Source organism: Mangrovicella endophytica, assembly GCF_002893625.1.
Lineage (GTDB): Bacteria > Pseudomonadota > Alphaproteobacteria > Rhizobiales > Rhizobiaceae > Mangrovicella > Mangrovicella endophytica.
Genome location: NZ_PKMZ01000002.1, coordinates 351,885 through 369,076, shown reverse-complemented (window position 1 = coordinate 369,076; position 17,192 = coordinate 351,885). Strand labels below are relative to the sequence as shown.

The following is a 17,192-nucleotide window of genomic DNA, read 5'->3' as shown; positions in this document are numbered from 1 at the left end:
AGGGCAACACCGTCCCATCGACATCATGCTAGGTCGATGCTGGACATAGCGGGGCGTCAGAGGCTCCTTATATCCCGCCGCAACACCGCGACCCCTTATGCAGCGGCCAGACGCCTTCCAGGCGACGGCTGCGACATAGGCACGGCGCTGCGGCAGACTGCATTCCGGACTTCAGCCGCAGACATCCTCGACGTCGTGCGTGACCGATCCGCCAGCGGCCTCCGGCGGCCGGGCGCTCGACACCGAATGGCGGCGAACCCTTGATGGATACCGACGTGTCGACAGATCAGCCTGCCTCCTCCACGACCATCCTTGTCGTCGACGACGATCCGCTGATCGCCATGACGACAGTCGACATGCTGGAAGATCTCGGGCATCGCGTCATCGAGGCCAATTCCGGTGCCGAGGCGCTGGACGTGCTGAAGCGCGAGCCGAGCATCGATCTCGTGATCACCGACCACTCGATGCCGCAGATGACCGGTGCGGAGCTTGCGATTGCCGCGCTCGAGCTGCGCCCGGGCCTGCCGATTTTGCTGTCCACCGGCTATGCCGATCTGCCGCCGGGCTTCGAGCTCGACCTGCCCCGACTGCCCAAGCCTTTTCAGCAGGACCAGCTGCAGAAGGCTGTCGACGCGCTTCTGCCGAACCGCTGAACGGCCAAATGCCGCATCCCTCCGCCTTGCGGCTGTTCGGCTGACATAAGCGGTCGTTGAAGGATCACGGCCGCACTGCCGTGGACCAAGGAGGCGGGGGAATGTCGGCGCCGCCTCGACCGTCTCGGGCCGGCGCCTCAGCAACCCGAGGCCTGAGACTGGGACCTCAGGCGGCGCCGAGGAACGGCTCCACCTCACGCCCCGGCAGGAAGTTGCCGAAGCGCTTGATCTCCCAGTCGAGCCGCAGGCCCGACGTCTCGGCGACGCGCTTGCGCACGGTTTCGCCGAGCGTCTCGAGCTCGTAGCCCGTTGCCTCGCCCGTATTGATCATGAAGTTGCAATGCATGGTCGACATCTCGGCCCCGCCGATGCGCAAGCCCCGGCAGCCGGCCTTGTCGATCTCCTTCCACGCCGAGGAGTTCGGCGGGTTCTTGAAGGTCGATCCGCCGGTCTTCTCCCGGATCGGCTGCACCGTCTCGCGATGGTGCTGCACCTCGTCCATTTTGACCCGGATCTCCTCGCGGTCGGCGGCATAGCCGTCGAAGATCGCGGAGGTGAAGATCAGATCGCCCGGCGCCGCGGAGAAGCGGTAGGCATAGCCCATGTCCGCGTTAGAGAGGACGTGGAGGTTGCCGGCACGATCGAGCGCCCTCACCTCGCGCACCCGCTCGCGCGTCTCGACACCGTTGGCGCCGGCATTCATCCGCAGTGCCCCGCCGATCGAGCCGGGGATGCCGTGGTAGAAGTGGAAGCCGCCGATGCCGGCCTCGTGCGCAACGGCGGCCACGCGCTTGTCGGGCGTCGCGGCGCCGGCGCGGATCGCCGTCTCGCTGATCGCCTCGGCGGTGCCGAAGCCCTTGGCCGACAGGCGGATGACGACGCCGGGGATGCCGCCCTCGCGCACCAGGAGGTTGGAGCCGATGCCAACCGTCAGCACCGGCACCTCTTCGGGCAGCGCGCGCAGGAAGGCCGCGAGGTCCTCCTCGTCGGCCGGCTGGAACAGGATCTCGGCCGGCCCGCCGGCGCGGAACCAGGTGATCTTCTCCATGCCGGAATTCGGCGTCAGTCGGCCGCGGATGCCCGCCAGCCTGTCGCCGAGGCTCGTCAGCAGCGCCTCGCCGTTCATCGGCCGCGCGCCTCGTGGAGTGCTGCCAACTCCTTCGGCAGCGCATAGGCCCACTGCGTGATCGAGCCGGCGCCGAGGCACACCACCATGTCGCCGGGTTCGGCGATGCGGTCGATCAGCGGCGCCAGTTCCTGCGGCCCCTCGATCAGCCTGGCGTCGCGATGGCCGCCGAGCTTCAGCCGCTCGACCAGCGCCTCGGAGCTGACGCCGGGGATCGGGTCCTCGCCGGCGGCATAGACAGGCGCCAGGATCACCGTGTCCGCGTCGTTGAAGCAGGCGGCGAAGTCGGCAAAGAGGCTCTGCAGGCGGGTGAAGCGGTGCGGCTGCACCACCGCGACGACGCGGCCGCTCGCCGAGGAGCGCGCTGCGGCGAGCACGGCGCGGATCTCGACCGGATGGTGGCCGTAATCGTCATAGACGTCGACGCCGTTGACGTGGCCGGTATGGGTGAAGCGCCGCTTGACGCCGCCGAAGCCGGAGAGGCCCTTCTTGATCGCATCCGCCGAAATGCCGAGGCGGTGCGCCACGGCGACCGCCGCCGTCGCGTTGGAAACGTTGTGGCGGCCGGGCATCGGCAGGGTGAGACCCTCGATGCGCTCCGTCCCGCCGCTGACGCGGTCGCGTAGCGTCACGTCGAAGCGCGAGCGCCCGCCGTCCACGGTCAGGTTCTCGAAGCGTACGTCCGCCTGCAGGTTCTCGCCATAGGTGATGATGCGCCGGTCCTCGATCTCGGAGACCAGCGTCTGCACCTCCGGATGGTCGAGGCACATCACGCCGAAGCCGTAGAACGGCACGTTCTCGACGAACGCCCGGAAGGCGTCGCGCACTTTATCGAAGGTGCCGTAGTGATCGAGATGCTCGGGATCGATGTTGGTGACGATAACGACGTCGGCCGGCAGCTTCAAGAAGGTGCCGTCGGACTCGTCCGCCTCCACCACCATCCAGTTGCCGGCGCCCATGCGCGCATTGGTGCCGTAGGCGTTGATGATGCCGCCGTTGACGACCGTCGGGTCGAGCCCACCGGCGTCGAGCAGCGTCGCCACCATCGAGGTCGTCGTGGTCTTCCCATGCGTGCCGCCGATGGCGATCGCCTGGCGGAAGCGCATCAGCTCGGCCAGCATCTCGGCGCGGCGTACGATCGGCAGCAGGCGCTCGCGCGCGGCCGCCAGCTCCGGGTTGGAGCGGCGGATCGCCGTCGAAACCACCACCACTTCGGCCTTGCCGAGATTGGCAGCGTCATGGCCGATCGAAACGCTGATGCCCTTGTCGCGCAGCCGCTGGACGTTGGCGTTCTCCGACTGGTCGGAGCCCTGCACGGTGTAGCCGAGATTGGCCAGCACTTCGGCAATGCCGCTCATGCCGATGCCGCCGATGCCGATGAAGTGCACCGGGCCGATATTGGGCGGCATCTTCATGGCCACACTCCTTGATTGGTCAGGCTGAACGCGTCCGCGCCGAGATAGACTCTACCAGGTCCGCAAGCAACTGCGTGGCGTTGGTGCGCCCGAGCGTCTTGGCCGCCGTCGCCATGGCGGCGAGGCGGGCCGGATCCTCGACCAGCGCGGCGATCTCGGTCGCGAGCGTGTCCGGCGTGATCGTCGGCTGGCGGCGCATCACCGCCGCGCCCGCATCGACGAGAAGCTTGGCGTTGTGGCCCTGATCGTCGTCCAGGGCGTGCGGCAGCGGCACGAGGATGGCGGGCCGGCCGATCACCGAGAGCTCCAGCACCGTCGAGGCGCCCGAGCGCGAGATCACCAGATGCGCCTCCCCCATTCGCACCGGCAGATCCTTGAAGAAAGGCTCGACGGCGGCCTCAACGCCGACTTCGGCATAGCGGGCCTGCACCCGCGCCTGATCCTCGACCCGCGCCTGCTGCGTCACCCGCAGCCGCGCGCGCAGGTGCTCGGGCAATCGGGCGAAGACGTCCGGCATCATGTCGGAGAAGAAGCGCGCGCCCTGGCTGCCCCCAAAGACGAGGAGGCGGAACGGCTCGCCCGCCGCGGCAGGCATATACGGCGTCTCGGCCGCCGCGACCACTGCTGGCCGCACCGGATTGCCGGTGACGGTGATCTTGTCGGCGAAGGGTCCGGCCTTCGGCAGGAAGCCGCCCGCGATCGCCGTGACGCGCTTGGCCAGGAATGTGTTCGCGCGGCCCATCACCGCGTTCTGCTCGTGGACGACCGTCGGGCGCCCCGCCTGCACGGCCGCCATCAGCGGCGGCACGGTGGGGTAGCCGCCGAAGCCGACCACGACCGCCGGCCGGATGCGCCGGATCAGGGCTCCGGCGGCGCGAAAGCCCGTCCACAGCGTCCAGAGCGAGCGGGCGAGCGCCAGCGGACGTTTGGAGCCGAATGTGGCGGAGCGCACGCTGTGCACCGCCTCGGCCGGAAAGCTGCCGGCAAAGCGCTCGGCCCGCGCATCCGTCACCAGGTGCACGTCGAAGCCGCGCGCCCGCAGCTCATGCGCCAGCGCCTCGGCGGGAAACAGGTGTCCGCCGGTCCCGCCAGCGGACAGAAGAATGGGACCGTTCATGAAGCTCCGTATGGGATAACCGTGCTGCCGGACGAAATACTCTAGGTGGCAGATGCCACTACTGTTTCCAGGCGAGGCGAGGAAGTTAGGAGCGTATTTGCTGTGTCGGCAAGCGAGCCTCCCTTCAAGGCGTGATCGAAGCTCTTACGCTGTGGGCAACCCGTTTGCGAGCTGTAAGCCGCCTCTGTAGACTCATCATGCAGAGTCAGCGAACGATGGATTGCCATGACCCCTTCGCAGCAGCACGACACTGACTTCTACACCTGGACGCAGGATCAAGCCGCTTTGCTGCGTGCGCTGCCGCGCAGTTCCAATCGTCTTGATATCGAAAATCTGGCCGAGGAGATCGAGGATTTGGGCAGGGCCGAGATCAAGGAAGTCTCGAGCCTGCTCAGGCAAACGCTCGTCCATCTCGTGAAGATCGCGTTCGATCCGGACGCCCCGTCCGTGGCTCACTGGGTCGGCGAGGCATCCGGATTTCAGGGCGACGCGATGCTTGTTTATTCGCCCGGACTAAGGCAGCGGCTGGATCTGCCGAAAATATGGAGCGTGGCCAGAAGGAACGCGACTGACCTGCTGGCGGAGTACGGTATCGTCGTTCCGCAGTTGCCCGAGGACTGTCCGCTGACCTTGGATCAGCTACTCGACGCGGGATTCAACCCGCGAGATGCGGCGAAGGTTGTTGCAGCCAGCGCCCACTCGGACAACGCGGATCATCGTCGCTGAGGCGCTGACGTCTTCTGCTATCTGAGCCGCTTCACGCCCCGTGCAGCGCCAGCGTCCTGTCCATCAGCCGGTCGGTCTGCGAGCGGTTCTCCGGACGCTTGCGCGTCAGCGCCAGCACGAAGCCGGCCGAGATCGCGACCGCGAGCATGGACGAGCCACCATAGGAGATGAAGGGCAGCGTCATGCCCTTGGCGGGCATCAGCTGCAGGTTCACCGCCATGTTGATGATCGACTGGAGGCCGAACAGGAAGACGAGGCCGGAGATCGCAAGCCGCGAGAACACGTCCCGCTGCTGCAGCGCGATGGAAAGGCCGCGCACCACGATGAAGCAGAAGATGCCGGCGAGCAGCATGCAGGTGACGATGCCGAACTCCTCGGCGATCACCGAGAAGGCAAAGTCGGTATGGCTGTCCGGCAGCAGGCGCTTCACCGTGCCCTCGCCCGGGCCCTGGCCGAGCCAGCCGCCGCGCATGATCGCCTCGCGCGCCGTGTCGGTCTGAAAGGTGTCGCCCTCGCCGGTCATGAAGCGGTCGATGCGGCTCGCGACGTGCGGGAAGACGTAATAGGCGGCAAAGAAGCCGGCACCCGCCAGGCCGCCCAGCATGGCGATCCAGATCCAGGAGAGGCCGGCCATGAAGAACAGGCCGCCCCAGGCGCCGGCGGTCAGGATGGTCTGGCCGAGGTCGGGCTGCGCGACGAGCAGCGCCGCCACGATGAAGAGGAGGATGATGGCGAAGAGGTTGCCGGGGATGTCGGCCCGCCGCGCCTTCTCGGCGAACAGCCAGGCGCAGATCACCACGAAGGCCGGCTTCATGAACTCGGACGGCTGGATCGCCAGGGCGCCGACGCCGATCCAGCGACGGGCGCCCTTCACCTCGACACCGATGAACAGCGCCAGCACCATCAGCACGATGGAGCCGCCGAGCATCATGAGCGCCATGCGCCTGACGCCGCGCGGGCTCAGCATCGACGTGCCGATCATCGCGACGATGGAGGGGATCAGGAACAGCGCGTGGCGCTTGACGAAGTGGAACGGCTCCAGCCCGATCTTCTCGGCAACCGGCGGGCTGGCCGCAAAGGACAGGACGAGGCCGCCCACCATCAGCGTCAGGAAGGCGGCGAGGAACCAGCGGTCGACGCTCCACCACCAGTCGGTGACGACACCACGCTTGGCACGGGTCGGCATGTCTCAGCCCTTCCGAATGAGTTCGATGCCGGGCAGCCCTTTGACGGCCTCCCGGAACGCGTCGCCACGCACTTCGAAATTACGGAACTGATCGAAACTGGCACAGGCGGGCGACAAAAGCACCACCTCTTCCTGGCCGGTCTCGCCGGCGTCCCGGGCGGCGTGCTCGACGGCAGCAGCCAATGTACCCGAGATTTCGTAAGGAATTCGTTCACCAAGAGTCGCGGCAAAGGCCGGTGCCGCCTCGCCGATCAGATAGGCCTTGGCGATGCGGGGGAAAAAACCCGAGAGCGAGGTGATGCCGCCCGCTTTGGGAAGCCCGCCGGCGATCCAGTGGATGCGCGGAAAGGCCGCGAGCGCCGGCGCCGCGGCTTCCGCATTGGTCGCCTTGCTGTCATTGACGAAGAGCACGTCCCCCTGTCGGCCGATCTCCTCCATCCGGTGCGCCAGGCCGGGAAAGCTGCGCAGGCCCGCGGTGAGCTCGAAGACGGAGAGCCCCGCCGCCGTCAGCGCCGCGACGGCGGCCGCCGCGTTCTGGCCGTTGTGGCGCCCGCGCAAGGAACCGATGCCGGTGAGGTCGAAGATCGCTTCGGGGTAGCCGGCCATCCGGCGCATCACCTGCGCACCGTCGAAGAACACGCCCTCCTCCAGCGCCTCGGTCTGCGAGATGCGAACCACGCGCCGACCGTTCGCCTCCAGCCGCGCCGCGATGGTGCGGCAATGGTCGTCGTCGACGCCCACGACCGCGACGTCGGAGGCCGCCACCAGCCGCTCCTTGATCGCGGCATAGTTTTCCATCGTCCCGTGCCGGTCGAGATGGTCCGGCGTCAGGTTCAGGAGGATGCCGACGGAAGGCTTCAGGCTCGGCGCGAGGTCGATCTGGTAGGACGAGCACTCAACGACATAGAAGCGGTCCGGCCGCGGCGGCTCCAGCGTCAGCACGGCGACGCCGATATTGCCGCCGAGCTGCGTATCGCGACCACTCGCCCGGATGCAGTGGGCGATCAGCGCCGTCGTGGTGGACTTGCCGTTGGTGCCGGTAATGGCGACGAGCGGCGCCTCGGGCGCTTGGGCCGCCCGCTCGCGCGCGAACAGCTCGACATCGCCGATCACCTCGGCGCCGGCCGCCTTGGCCAGATCCACCGTCCAGTGCGGCCGCGGATGCGTCAGCGGCACGCCCGGCGAGAGCACCAGCGCGTCCACGCCGCTCCAGTCCACCGCCTTCAGGTCGCCTGTCGGAATGCCCGCCGCACTTGCCGCCGCGACGCTGTCGGGATTGTCGTCGAACGCCGTGAGGTCGGCGCCCCCTTCCACGAGGGCCTGTGCGGTGGCGCGGCCGGAGCCGCCGAGGCCGAACAGCGCGACACGCTTGCCGGCAGAGGTTGCGACCGGAATCATCGCGCGCCTACCGCAGCTTCAGGGTGGACAGGCCGACAAAGGCCAGCATGAAGGCGATGATCCAGAAGCGCACCACCACCTGGCTCTCCGTCCAGCCGAGCTTCTCAAAGTGATGGTGGATCGGCGCCATCAGGAAGATGCGCTTGCCGGTCAGCTTGAAGGAGGCGACCTGCAGGATCACCGACAGCGCCTCGATGACGAAGAGGCCGCCGATGATAGCGAGCACCAGTTCGTGCTTGGTGGCGACCGCGATGGCCCCCGTCATGCCGCCGAGCGCGAGCGAACCCGTGTCGCCCATGAAGATCGCCGCCGGCGGCGCATTGAACCAGAGGAAGCCGAGCCCCGCCCCGATCACCGCGCCGCACAGCACCGCGAGCTCACCGGTGCCGTAGACATAGTGGATCTGCAGGTAGTTGGCGAAGTTCACATTGCCGGAGAGATAGGCGATCAGGCCGAAGGCCGAGGCCGCGATCATGATCGGCACGATGGCGAGGCCGTCCAGCCCGTCGGTGAGGTTCACCGCATTGCCGGCGCCGACGATCACGAAGGCGGCGAAGACGACGTAGAACCAGCCGAGGTCGATCAGCAGTTCCTTCACGAAGGGGAATGCCAGCGACGAGGCGAAGGTGCCGGTGCCGGCATAGACCACCAGCGCACTCGACACGCCCGCGATCAGGAATTCCAGCGCCAGGCGCGATTTGCCGGAGAAGCCCTTGTGGCTCTGCTTGGTGACCTTCAGATAGTCGTCATAGAAGCCGATGGCGCCAAAGCCCACGGTGACGAGCAGCACCGTCCAGACATAGAGGTTGCTGAGGTCCGCCCAGATCAGCGTTGCCGCCAGCACGCCAGAGAGGATCATCAGCCCGCCCATGGTCGGCGTGCCGGCCTTCTTGAAATGCGTCTGCGGCCCGTCGGCGCGGATCGGCTGGCCCTTGCCCTGCCGGATACGCAGCGCCGCGATGATCGCGGGGCCGAACAGGAACACGACGATGAAGCCGGTGATCATCGCCGACGCCGTCCGGAAGGTGATGTACCGGAAGACGTTGAAGGCCGGGACGTCGGCGGCGAACTGGCCGAGATAGGCGAGCATTAGGACGATGACTCCTGGCCTTTGCCGGCGTCGGCCACGCCGGCAGGCGCGTTGGTGCGGCTGCCATAGGCTTCGAGGAGGCGGCTGACCACCTTCGAGAAGCCCAGACTGTTCGACGCCTTGGCCATGACGACGTCGCCTGCCTTGATATCCTGCAGGAGGCTTGCGCAAAGCTCGTCGACGCTGTCGTGCCACTGGCAGGCGAGCCGCCCCTCCAGCGCATCGTCGAGTGCCTTCATCGCCGCGCCGGCGCAGTGGACGCGGTCAACGCCGGCCTCGATCAGCGGTTCGGCCAGCGCCGCGTGCAGCTCGGCCGAGCGGTCGCCGAGCTCCAGCATGTCGCCGAGCACGGCGATGCGCCGCCCGCCCTCCTCCGGCGGCGTCGAGCCGAGCACGGCGAAGGCCGCGCGCATCGAGGCCGGATTGGCGTTGTAGCTTTCGTCGATCACCGTCAGGCGTCCAGCGCCGGGAACGGTCAAGACATGGCGCTCGCCGCGCCCCTTGCCCGCCCGCCAGCTCGACAGCGCGGCGGCTGCGGCCGGTACATAGGCGCCGGCGAGCTGCGCGGCGCCGAGCACGGCGAGGATGTTTTGCGCGATATGACGGCCGGCCGCCGACAGGCGGATCTCGACATCCGTGCCGGCGATCGATGCCCGCATCAGCGCCCCGTCGGCAAACGGCTCGAAGGAGACGAGCCGGAAGTCGGCGCCGGACGCCTCGCCGAAGGTGGCGATGCGCGAGACGCCGGCCTGGCGGGCGCGGGTCGCCAGCGGCCCGCATTGCGGATCGTCGGCGTTGAGGACGGCGGTGCCGTCCGGCACCAGCCCTTGGAAGATCTCCGCCTTGGCGGTGGCGATCTCGTCGAGATCGGCGAAATGGCCGAGATGGGCGGCCGCGATCAGCGTGATGATCGCGACATGCGGCTTCACCAGCTTCACCAGCGGCCGGATCTCGCCGGGATGGTTCATGCCGATCTCGAAGACGCCGTAGCGCGTGTCGGCCGGCAGGCGCGCGAGACTCAGCGGCACGCCCCAGTGGTTGTTGAACGAGGCGGCGGAAGCGTGGACGCTGCCGCAGGCGCCGAGAGCCTGGCGCAGCGCCTCCTTGGTCGTCGTCTTGCCGACGCTGCCGGTCACCGCGATGATCTTGGCCTCGCTGCGCGCCCGTGCCGCGACGGCAAGGCGTTCCAGCGCCTTCAAGACGTCGTCGACGACGAGCAGCGCGCCCTGCACGCGGCCGAGCGCCGGCAGCTTCTGCTCCGACACGACGAGGAGCGAAGCGCCCGCAGCGGCGGCCGTGGTCAGGAAGCTGTGCCCGTCGAAGCGGTCGCCCTTGATGGCGAGAAAGGCATCGCCCGGCTGGAGCGTGCGCGTATCGATGGAAAGGCCGGTGATCGCCTCCGGCACGTCGCCGACGGGCCGGCCGCCCGTCGCGGCGATCAGCGCCTCCATTGTCCAGAGCGGCGGGCGGGTCATCGGGCAGCCTCCGCGATCGCGGCCACGACTTCCTCGTGGTCGCTGAAGTGATGCGTCACCGTACCCACCATCTGGCCGATCTCGTGGCCCTTGCCGGCGACGACCACCGTATCGCCAGCCTTGGCGCCGGCCACCGCCTCGCGGATAGCGGCGCGGCGGTCGCCGATCTCGCGGGCGCCCGGCGCCGCTTCCATGATGGCGGCGCGGATCGAGCCCGGCTCCTCCGAGCGCGGATTGTCGTCGGTGACGATGACGAGGTCTGCGAGCCGCGTCGCGATCTCGCCCATGATCGGGCGCTTGCCGCGGTCGCGGTCGCCGCCGCAGCCGAAGACGACGATGACGCGGCCGGTGGTGAAGGGCCGCACCGACTGCAGCACGTTCTCCAGCGCCTCCGGCTTGTGGGCGTAGTCGACGAAGACCGGCGCGCCGGTTGCGGTCGTGCCGGCAAGGTCGAGCCGACCCGGCGCACCCTGCAGTGTTTCCAGCGCCGCCAGCGCCGGATCGATGTCGAGCCCCGTGGCGATGGCAAGGCCGGCCGCGACCAGGGCATTGGCCATCTGGAACTCGCCGGCGAGCGGCAGCACCACGCGGTGGATCTTGCCGGCCGCGTCGATCTCGGCGATCTGGCGGTGCCGCTCGTGCTCCAGCCGCTTCAGCGTCAGGAAGCCGCCGGTGCGGCCGACCGTCAGCACGGACGCGCCGGCCTTGCGGGCAATCTCCTCGGCGGCGGCCGACCAGCGGTCGTCGGCGAAGATCACCGCCGGCGCACCCTTCGGCAGCAGCGTGTCGAACAGGCGCATCTTGGCGGCGAAATACTCTTCCACCGTCGGGTGGTAGTCCATGTGGTCGCGGCCGAGATTGCTGAAGCCGGCCGCGGCGAGCGTCACGCCGTCGAGGCGGCGCTGGTCGAGCCCGTGGCTAGAAGCCTCCATGGCGACATGGCTGACGCCCTCGCCGGCAAGCTCGGCCATCAGCTTGGCCAGGTCCACCGGGTCCGGGGTCGTCAGCGAGCCGTAGTCGTTGCGGGTCGGCGAAACGACGCCGGTGGTGCCGACCGAGGCAGCCGCGATGCCGGCCGACGCCCAGATCTGCCGGGTGAAGGCGGCGATCGAGGTCTTGCCGCTGGTGCCGGTGACGGCGACCACCGTCTCCGGCTGCGCGCCATAGACACGGCGGGCCATCACCGCGAGCGCGTGACGCGGATCGCCTGAGCGCAGCACCGGCAGGGTGGTCTCGACGGCGCTGCCGTCGGCGACGAGGATCGCACTTGCGCCCCGCGCCTCGGCATCCGCAATGAAGCGCGCGCCGTCCGCCTTCGATCCGCTCAGCGCAGCGAAGACGAAGCCCGGCTCGATCTTGCGCGAATCAGCGGAGATCCCGGTCACCGGGGTGCTGAGGCCCTCGCCGCCCTGTGCGAGACCGTCTGCGAGTTCGGAAAGCTGCATGCACCTGTTCCGCTTCGAACAATGGGCCGGAACCAAGCGATACCGGCATGGCAGCGTCTTCTAGACTCTTCGAGTCGAGCGCTCCAGAGCAGCCGACGGAAAATGGCACAGCCGGCACGAGAGATACCTCTGGTCGATGATCCGGGCACGGCCGAAGATCGATCAAGGCTTTGGCCTGAGGAGAGACGGCCCGCTGCAGCCCACGGTTTGCTCAGCACTCAAGGATGAAAAGCTCCACTGCCCGCCGATGCCTATCATCAGGGTCGACATGACACGACAGCCGTTCGGGTTGAGTGCCTTCGGTCCTACGCCGAGGAAACCGGTGTCGGGAACAGCATCCGGATCACGGACCTCGTGCCGGCCGGCTGCGAGAAGCGTCTGTCGCTCAGTGAGGAAGGCTTGGGTCAGCGCTTTCGCCTGGTCAGGCGATAGACGGTCATCCCAAGATGCAAACCTGACGTCGCAGCGTCGACGGACGCCTCCGCCCTTCGGGATCTCCGTCTCAAAGATGTTCAGGCGGCTGCCTCTGCGGGTCCACCGTTGCTCGTCATATTCGTAGCCCGGGAGAACCGTGTAGCCCTCAACCATGACGGGCTTTACAAAGGCTCTCACTAAGCCGAGGTTGATGAGACCGTGTGTGTCAGCAGGCGCACCGGTCTCGATGGCGATACGACAGCGTGTCCAGAGATCACGCCACTCGGCAGCCAATCCGTTCTCTGCCTTGGCAACGGCAGTGCCGAACACGGAGATGATCAGGCACAACACAAGGCGCATGCTGCTACCCGTTGGCTTGAGAAGGAACCGGCACTCAGCGGCACCGGCATGCAGCGTCTTCTGGACTCTTCGAGTCGAGCGCTCCAGAGCAGCCGCTGACGAGATGGGGCCGAAGGCACTGGGACAGGGGATGACGAATAAACCGCTGCAGGAACGATCGCAGCGGCCTTCAGACTGCCTTAGTACGACACCAGCAGCGACATCCCGGCATCGCCGAACTTCGGCTTGACGCCGAGGAGCGCGGCGGAACGGCGGATGACGGCACCGGCCGTCGGCGCCGCGTTCATGCTGGCGGTGGCAACCGCCTTGCCCTCTTCCGGCTTTGGCTCGTCGACGGTGATCAGCACGACATAGCGCGGATCCTCGGCCGGAAACGCGGCCAGGAAGGCGTTGAACGTCTTGGCGCCCTCTTTCCCCTCCTCTCCGGCCTTGTGGGTCGTCGCCGTCTTGCCGCCGACCCTGAAGCCCGGCACATCGGCCGAAGCGCCTGAGCCGCGGGCGTCGACGACGTTGAGGCGCAAGAGCGCCCGCATCGTCTCACTGGTCTTGCCACTGACCACCCGCACGGCCATGGCGTCGGCTGCTGCGCGGCTACGCGGCAGGAAAGTCGGCGGTACGAGCTTGCCGCCATTGATCAGCGCGGCGGCGGCGACCGCCGTCTGCAGCGGCGTCGTCTCGACGCTCCGCCCGGCGGCGATGGCGGCCTGGTTCGATGCCGTCCATGCGGCCGGCTGCACCGGCATGGCGACGTCCGGCAGCTCGGTCCGCATGCGCGTGAGCAGGCCGAGCTTGGTCAGGAACGCCTGATGGTAGGGAATGCCGACCGCCTCCGCCTCCTTCGCCGCGCCGATGGCGGAGGAGTAGAGGAACACCTCAGGGACGCTGAGCGCGCGCCGCTGGCCGTGATCGTCGCTGACGATGGCCGAGCCCATACGGATCGGCTCTGAGGCGTCGAAGCGGTCCGCCATCGTCACCTTGCCCGACTCCAGCGCCATCGCGGTGGTGAAGGCGCTGAAGGTCGACCCCATCTCCGCGCTTGCGGCCGCCATGCGGTTCGTCGTGCCGGATCCGGACGCAATCGCCGGCGCATTGGGGTCGAAGTCCGGCATCGAAGCCAGCGCCACCACCTCACCCGTCTCGGCGTTCAGGACGACGCCACCGGCCGCGGCGGCCTTGTAGCGTCGCATGGCGGCCGACAGCTCGTCGCGCAGAATGTACTGGACACGCAGGTCGAGCGAGAGCCGGATCGGGTCCGGCTCCGATCCGCCCGCAGCAGCCGTCTGCAGCGCTGCAGTGTTCCGGGCGTCGATGAACTTCTCCATTCCGGCGATACCCTGCCCCTCGCCGTCGGTCATCCCGACGACGTGGGCGGCTGTCGGCCCGCTGGGATAGAAGCGTTTGCTCTCGGTCTTGAAGCCGATGCCGGAAAGGCCGAGGTCGCGGAGCTCGCGCTGCTGGCGCGGCGTCAGTTCCCGCTTCACCCAGACGAAGCCGGCATTGCTGGCGAGCTGGTTGTGAAGGGTGCGGGGCTCCAGCTCCGGCAGGATGGCGCGCAGCTGCGCGCTCGTCGTCTCGGGATCGACGATGCGGCGCGGCTCGGCGAACAGCGAGGCCGTGCGGATGTCGGTCGCCAGCACCTCGCCATTGCGGTCGAGAAGGTCGGGACGCGGGGCGACGACCTCGTCATAGGCGCTCTGATAAAAATCCTGCGCACCCGGCATGCCGCCCCAGAGGACCAGCTTGCCCCCGATGACCGCATAGACGCCACAGAACAGCCCGACCGCGATGACGATGCGCGACCGGTTCATCGGCGGCACGGCCCTGCATTGCCGACGGCCGAACGGATCGGCCTTCGGCGGCAGCGGGGCCGGCCGCGTCAGAAGCGTTCTGAGGCGTTTAAGTCTCATCTCACCACGGTTCCGGAGGCATCCGCGAAGCCGCCGAGCGTGGTGCTCTCGTTCGGCACCATCAGAACCGGCTGCGCAGGCAGCTCATCCTGCGCGACGATCTGGTCGGGCCGCACCGGCTCGAGCGCGAGATCGCCCTTGAAGGCGTCGGATAGACGCTCCAGCCGAGCCGGCTGGTTGAGGAGACTCCAGTCGGCGTCGAGCAGCGCGATGGTCTCGCGTTCCAGATCGATCTTGCGGGAGACCTTGGCCACCTGCTCCTCGATGTTCTCGGCGTCGTATTTGATGCCGAAGGTCCAGGCTGCGGCCGAGACCATCAAGGCGATGAGAACGATGTCGATCGTCTTCAGCATGACGGTCGGGCTCCGGTTTGAGGAAGGTCGGCGAGCGAGGGGAGATCGGCGAAGTCGAAGGCGCGGCGCGCATCCGTCGCGGCTGCGTCGGTGCGAAGCCCGGCGCGCAGCTTGGCGGATCGGGCGCGCGGATTGGCGTCGGCCTCCTCCGGCGTCGCGGCGACGGCCTTGTTGCGGGCGGTGAAGGTCGGAGCGACCTCGGCGATATCAGGCAGATGCCGCGAGCCCGTCGGGGGCGCCGAACGGTCGCGGAAGAAGCGCTTGACGATCCGGTCTTCCAGCGAATGGAAGGTGACGACGACGAGCCGCCCGCCGGGGCGCAGCACCTCTTCGGCCGCCACCAGCGCGCGCGCCAGCTCGCCGAGCTCGTCATTGACGTAGATGCGCAGCGCCTGGAACGTGCGCGTCGCCGGATCGATCTTGTCCTTGGGCGAGCGCCCGACGACCTTGCCGACGACGCCGGCGAGATCGAGCGTCGTCTCGAACGGCCGCTCGGCGCGGCGCGCCTCGATGGCACGGGCGATGCGGCCGGCATGCCGCTCCTCGCCAAGGAACGCGATGACGCGGGCGAGATCGCCCGCCTTCAGCCGGTTGACGACGTCGGCCGCACTCGGCCCATGCCGTCCCATGCGCATGTCGAGCGGCCCGTCCTTCTGGAAGGAGAAGCCACGCTCGGCCTGGTCGATCTGCATGGAGGAGACGCCGATGTCGAGAACGATCCCGTCGACCCCGCCGGCCGTCAGCCCGGCGATCGTGCCGAGATCGCCGAAGCGCCCCTCGACGAGGCGCAGCCGTCCGCCCGAGGCCGTGACCAGCGCCTGTCCTTCAGCAATGGCGGTGGGATCGCGGTCGATCGCCACCACATCCGCTCCAGCATCGAGGATCGCGCGGGTGTAGCCGCCGGCGCCGAACGTGCCGTCGATGTGGCGCTCGCCGGCTTTCGGCTGCAGCGCCTCCAGCACCTCGGATAGGAGCACCGGAATGTGAGGGGCTGGTCCGCCAACCACGGGATGCCCGTTGTCGCCCGCCATCATTCCGGTGAACTCTTGCGAACCGGCGCTGACAGGCGTGCGCGCGCCGCCGCGCGCTGCGCCTCGAAGCGCGCTGGCTCCCATAGCTGAAAGAAGTGCTTCATGCCGACGAACACGATCTTGTCGGTGATGCCCGTGTGCTGCCGGATGAAGTCCGTCACGGAAATCCGCCCCTCGGAATCGAACTTCAGGAAGGCGCCGTCGCCATAGGCCAGCAGCGCCAGGTCCTGATAGGTCTCGCCGAACGGGTCCGCGGCGACCATCTGCGCCTCGTAGCGCTCCAGGAGATCGGGCCCGCCGACCTCGATCGCAGGCCGGGTGATGGACTGCATCGCATACAGGTCGCGATTGCCCCGCGAGGCGAGCGCCTGCCGGAAGCTTGCCGGCACCGACACGCGTCCCTTGGAGTCGACATTGTGCACAAAGTTGGAGAGGAACGGCTCCATCCGAATTCAGACCCGCCTCCCCGTTCCCTGCGCACTGCATGACAGCCCCCGTTTGCCCAGCAAGCGACCGGCACAGGAACACCTCGGCAAGACGAGCATGGCTGCCCGCCCGACCGCCCCCGACACACACGGGGATGCGATTTATGGTCGTGAAAACCGGCCGGTTTCGGCCGTTTGATGATGACCAAAGGGATAACATGGGACCCTATGGGCGTCAATGGGATTGCGCCACACCAGGACGGGCGTCCGGCTGTCCACCACATTACCGCCACATGGTTAACCCGCTATTAATTAACGGCTTTTTACCGCCGCCCTGATCTATTCACTGAATGATAGATAACGGCAATGCAGCATAGATGAGCGGTCATCTAGAGGAGCTAAACCTTGAGAAATGAAGAGGCTTTTTCGCGCTGCAGCGTCCGTCCCATGCGACGGCAAGAATTGCGCCGAAAAAACGGCAGCCTAGGCGAGCCCTCGCTTGGGAGTGCTTCTCAAAGGTAGTAGAGAAGACGCTGCAAACACGCGCAGATTGCGCGCTTGGCGCTCCGGCGTAAGGTGCCAGCCGGCCTATAAGCCGGGTTCTGTATGGCAGCCCTTGCGGGCTGCGCGGCGACCATTCCTCTGGGACGGCATTTGCATGCCGCCTCGAGCAACCCACCCGAACGACTGACCCGGAGATGGGCTGGCGAAGGGCAAGGCCCTCCCCCGCGTCGTTCCTATTCGGTCTTGCTCCCGGTGGGGTTTGCCGTGCCGCTCCTGTTGCCAGTCGCGCGGTGGGCTCTTACCCCACCGTTTCACCCTTACCCCGCCGGCAATGCGGCTCATGCCCTGAGCGGGCGCCGAGCCGCATTGCAGGCGGGGCGGTTTCTTTTCTGTGGCACTGTCCCTGAGGTTTCCCTCGCCGGACGTTATCCGGCACCGTATCTCCGTGGAGCCCGGACTTTCCTCCCCCGTCGCCTTTCGGGAATTGACGGGAGCGGCCGCCCGGCCGGCTGGCGTCGGCTAAGTGGCCGCCGCGCCCGGCGAAGTCAAGCTGGCATCGGCCGCCTT

15 protein-coding genes and 1 other RNA gene are annotated in these 17,192 nt (G+C 67.8%); 2 read left to right on the top strand and 14 right to left on the bottom strand.

The window, feature by feature from the left end:
- The first annotated feature begins 275 nt into the window (after window positions 1-275).
- Window positions 276-653 (top strand): response regulator, encoded by a 378-nt coding sequence (locus tag C0R46_RS07340; RefSeq protein ID WP_425349867.1) that lies wholly within the window; start codon window positions 276-278, stop codon window positions 651-653.
- Between the two features lie 166 nt (window positions 654-819).
- Here C0R46_RS07340 and murB read toward each other — a convergent pair whose 3' ends face one another.
- Genes murB through murG form a run of 3 tightly spaced genes read right to left on the bottom strand, consistent with a single transcriptional unit; the run spans window position 820 to window position 4,311 of the window.
- On the bottom strand, window positions 820-1,779 hold the full coding sequence (gene murB / locus C0R46_RS07335) for a UDP-N-acetylmuramate dehydrogenase (protein ID WP_102958942.1): 960 nt from the start codon (window positions 1,777-1,779) through the stop codon (window positions 820-822).
- Window positions 1,776-3,194, bottom strand: a complete 1,419-nt coding sequence (murC, locus tag C0R46_RS07330; RefSeq protein WP_102958941.1) for a UDP-N-acetylmuramate--L-alanine ligase — start codon at window positions 3,192-3,194, stop codon at window positions 1,776-1,778. The genes murB and murC overlap by 4 nt, the downstream gene beginning before the upstream one ends.
- A 19-nt stretch (window positions 3,195-3,213) precedes the next feature.
- Window positions 3,214-4,311, bottom strand: coding sequence for an undecaprenyldiphospho-muramoylpentapeptide beta-N-acetylglucosaminyltransferase (gene murG, locus C0R46_RS07325; RefSeq protein ID WP_102958940.1), 1,098 nt, complete (start codon window positions 4,309-4,311; stop codon window positions 3,214-3,216).
- A 225-nt stretch (window positions 4,312-4,536) separates the two neighbouring features.
- Here murG and C0R46_RS07320 point away from each other — a divergent pair, with 225 nt between their 5' ends.
- Complete coding sequence (locus C0R46_RS07320; protein WP_102958939.1) at window positions 4,537-5,037, top strand: DUF29 domain-containing protein; 501 nt, start codon at window positions 4,537-4,539, stop codon at window positions 5,035-5,037.
- Window positions 5,038-5,068: 31 nt separating this feature from the next.
- Here the strand turns inward: C0R46_RS07320 and ftsW are convergent, their stop codons facing one another.
- The 11 genes from ftsW to rnpB all read right to left on the bottom strand — a co-directional run bounded on the left by ftsW (window position 5,069) and on the right by rnpB (window position 17,138).
- Entirely contained in the window at window positions 5,069-6,223 is a 1,155-nt protein-coding gene (gene ftsW, locus C0R46_RS07315) for a putative lipid II flippase FtsW (RefSeq protein WP_102958938.1), read from the bottom strand.
- A 3-nt stretch (window positions 6,224-6,226) separates the two neighbouring features.
- Window positions 6,227-7,621 (bottom strand): UDP-N-acetylmuramoyl-L-alanine--D-glutamate ligase, encoded by a 1,395-nt coding sequence (gene murD / locus C0R46_RS07310; protein WP_102958937.1) that lies wholly within the window; start codon window positions 7,619-7,621, stop codon window positions 6,227-6,229.
- Between the two features lie 7 nt (window positions 7,622-7,628).
- Window positions 7,629-8,711: a phospho-N-acetylmuramoyl-pentapeptide-transferase gene (gene mraY / locus C0R46_RS07305; RefSeq protein WP_102958936.1), complete on the bottom strand. Its 1,083-nt coding sequence runs from the start codon at window positions 8,709-8,711 to the stop codon at window positions 7,629-7,631.
- Window positions 8,711-10,186, bottom strand: coding sequence for a UDP-N-acetylmuramoylalanyl-D-glutamyl-2,6-diaminopimelate--D-alanyl-D-alanine ligase (locus C0R46_RS07300; protein WP_102958935.1), 1,476 nt, complete (start codon window positions 10,184-10,186; stop codon window positions 8,711-8,713). Before C0R46_RS07300 ends, mraY begins: the two co-directional genes overlap by 1 nt.
- Window positions 10,183-11,631, bottom strand: a complete 1,449-nt coding sequence (locus C0R46_RS07295; RefSeq protein ID WP_102958934.1) for a UDP-N-acetylmuramoyl-L-alanyl-D-glutamate--2,6-diaminopimelate ligase — start codon at window positions 11,629-11,631, stop codon at window positions 10,183-10,185. The genes C0R46_RS07300 and C0R46_RS07295 overlap by 4 nt, the downstream gene beginning before the upstream one ends.
- Before the next feature lie 162 nt (window positions 11,632-11,793).
- The gene (locus tag C0R46_RS07290) at window positions 11,794-12,405 is read right to left on the bottom strand and encodes a hypothetical protein (protein ID WP_102958933.1); all 612 of its coding nucleotides are present in this window, start codon (window positions 12,403-12,405) and stop codon (window positions 11,794-11,796) included.
- 179 nt (window positions 12,406-12,584) lie between these two features.
- A complete protein-coding gene (locus tag C0R46_RS07285; RefSeq protein WP_245413461.1) occupies window positions 12,585-14,213 on the bottom strand; it encodes a peptidoglycan D,D-transpeptidase FtsI family protein in 1,629 nt (542 codons plus the stop codon).
- Window positions 14,214-14,308: 95 nt separating this feature from the next.
- Entirely contained in the window at window positions 14,309-14,665 is a 357-nt protein-coding gene (gene ftsL / locus C0R46_RS07280) for a cell division protein FtsL (RefSeq protein WP_102958931.1), read from the bottom strand.
- Window positions 14,659-15,699, bottom strand: coding sequence for a 16S rRNA (cytosine(1402)-N(4))-methyltransferase RsmH (rsmH, locus tag C0R46_RS07275; RefSeq protein ID WP_198598266.1), 1,041 nt, complete (start codon window positions 15,697-15,699; stop codon window positions 14,659-14,661). Before rsmH ends, ftsL begins: the two co-directional genes overlap by 7 nt.
- On the bottom strand, window positions 15,696-16,142 hold the full coding sequence (gene mraZ, locus C0R46_RS07270; protein WP_102958930.1) for a division/cell wall cluster transcriptional repressor MraZ: 447 nt from the start codon (window positions 16,140-16,142) through the stop codon (window positions 15,696-15,698). Before mraZ ends, rsmH begins: the two co-directional genes overlap by 4 nt.
- A gap of 554 nt (window positions 16,143-16,696) precedes the next feature.
- An RNA gene (gene rnpB / locus C0R46_RS07265) (RNase P RNA component class A) lies at window positions 16,697-17,138 on the bottom strand.
- Window positions 17,139-17,192: the final 54 nt, after the last annotated feature.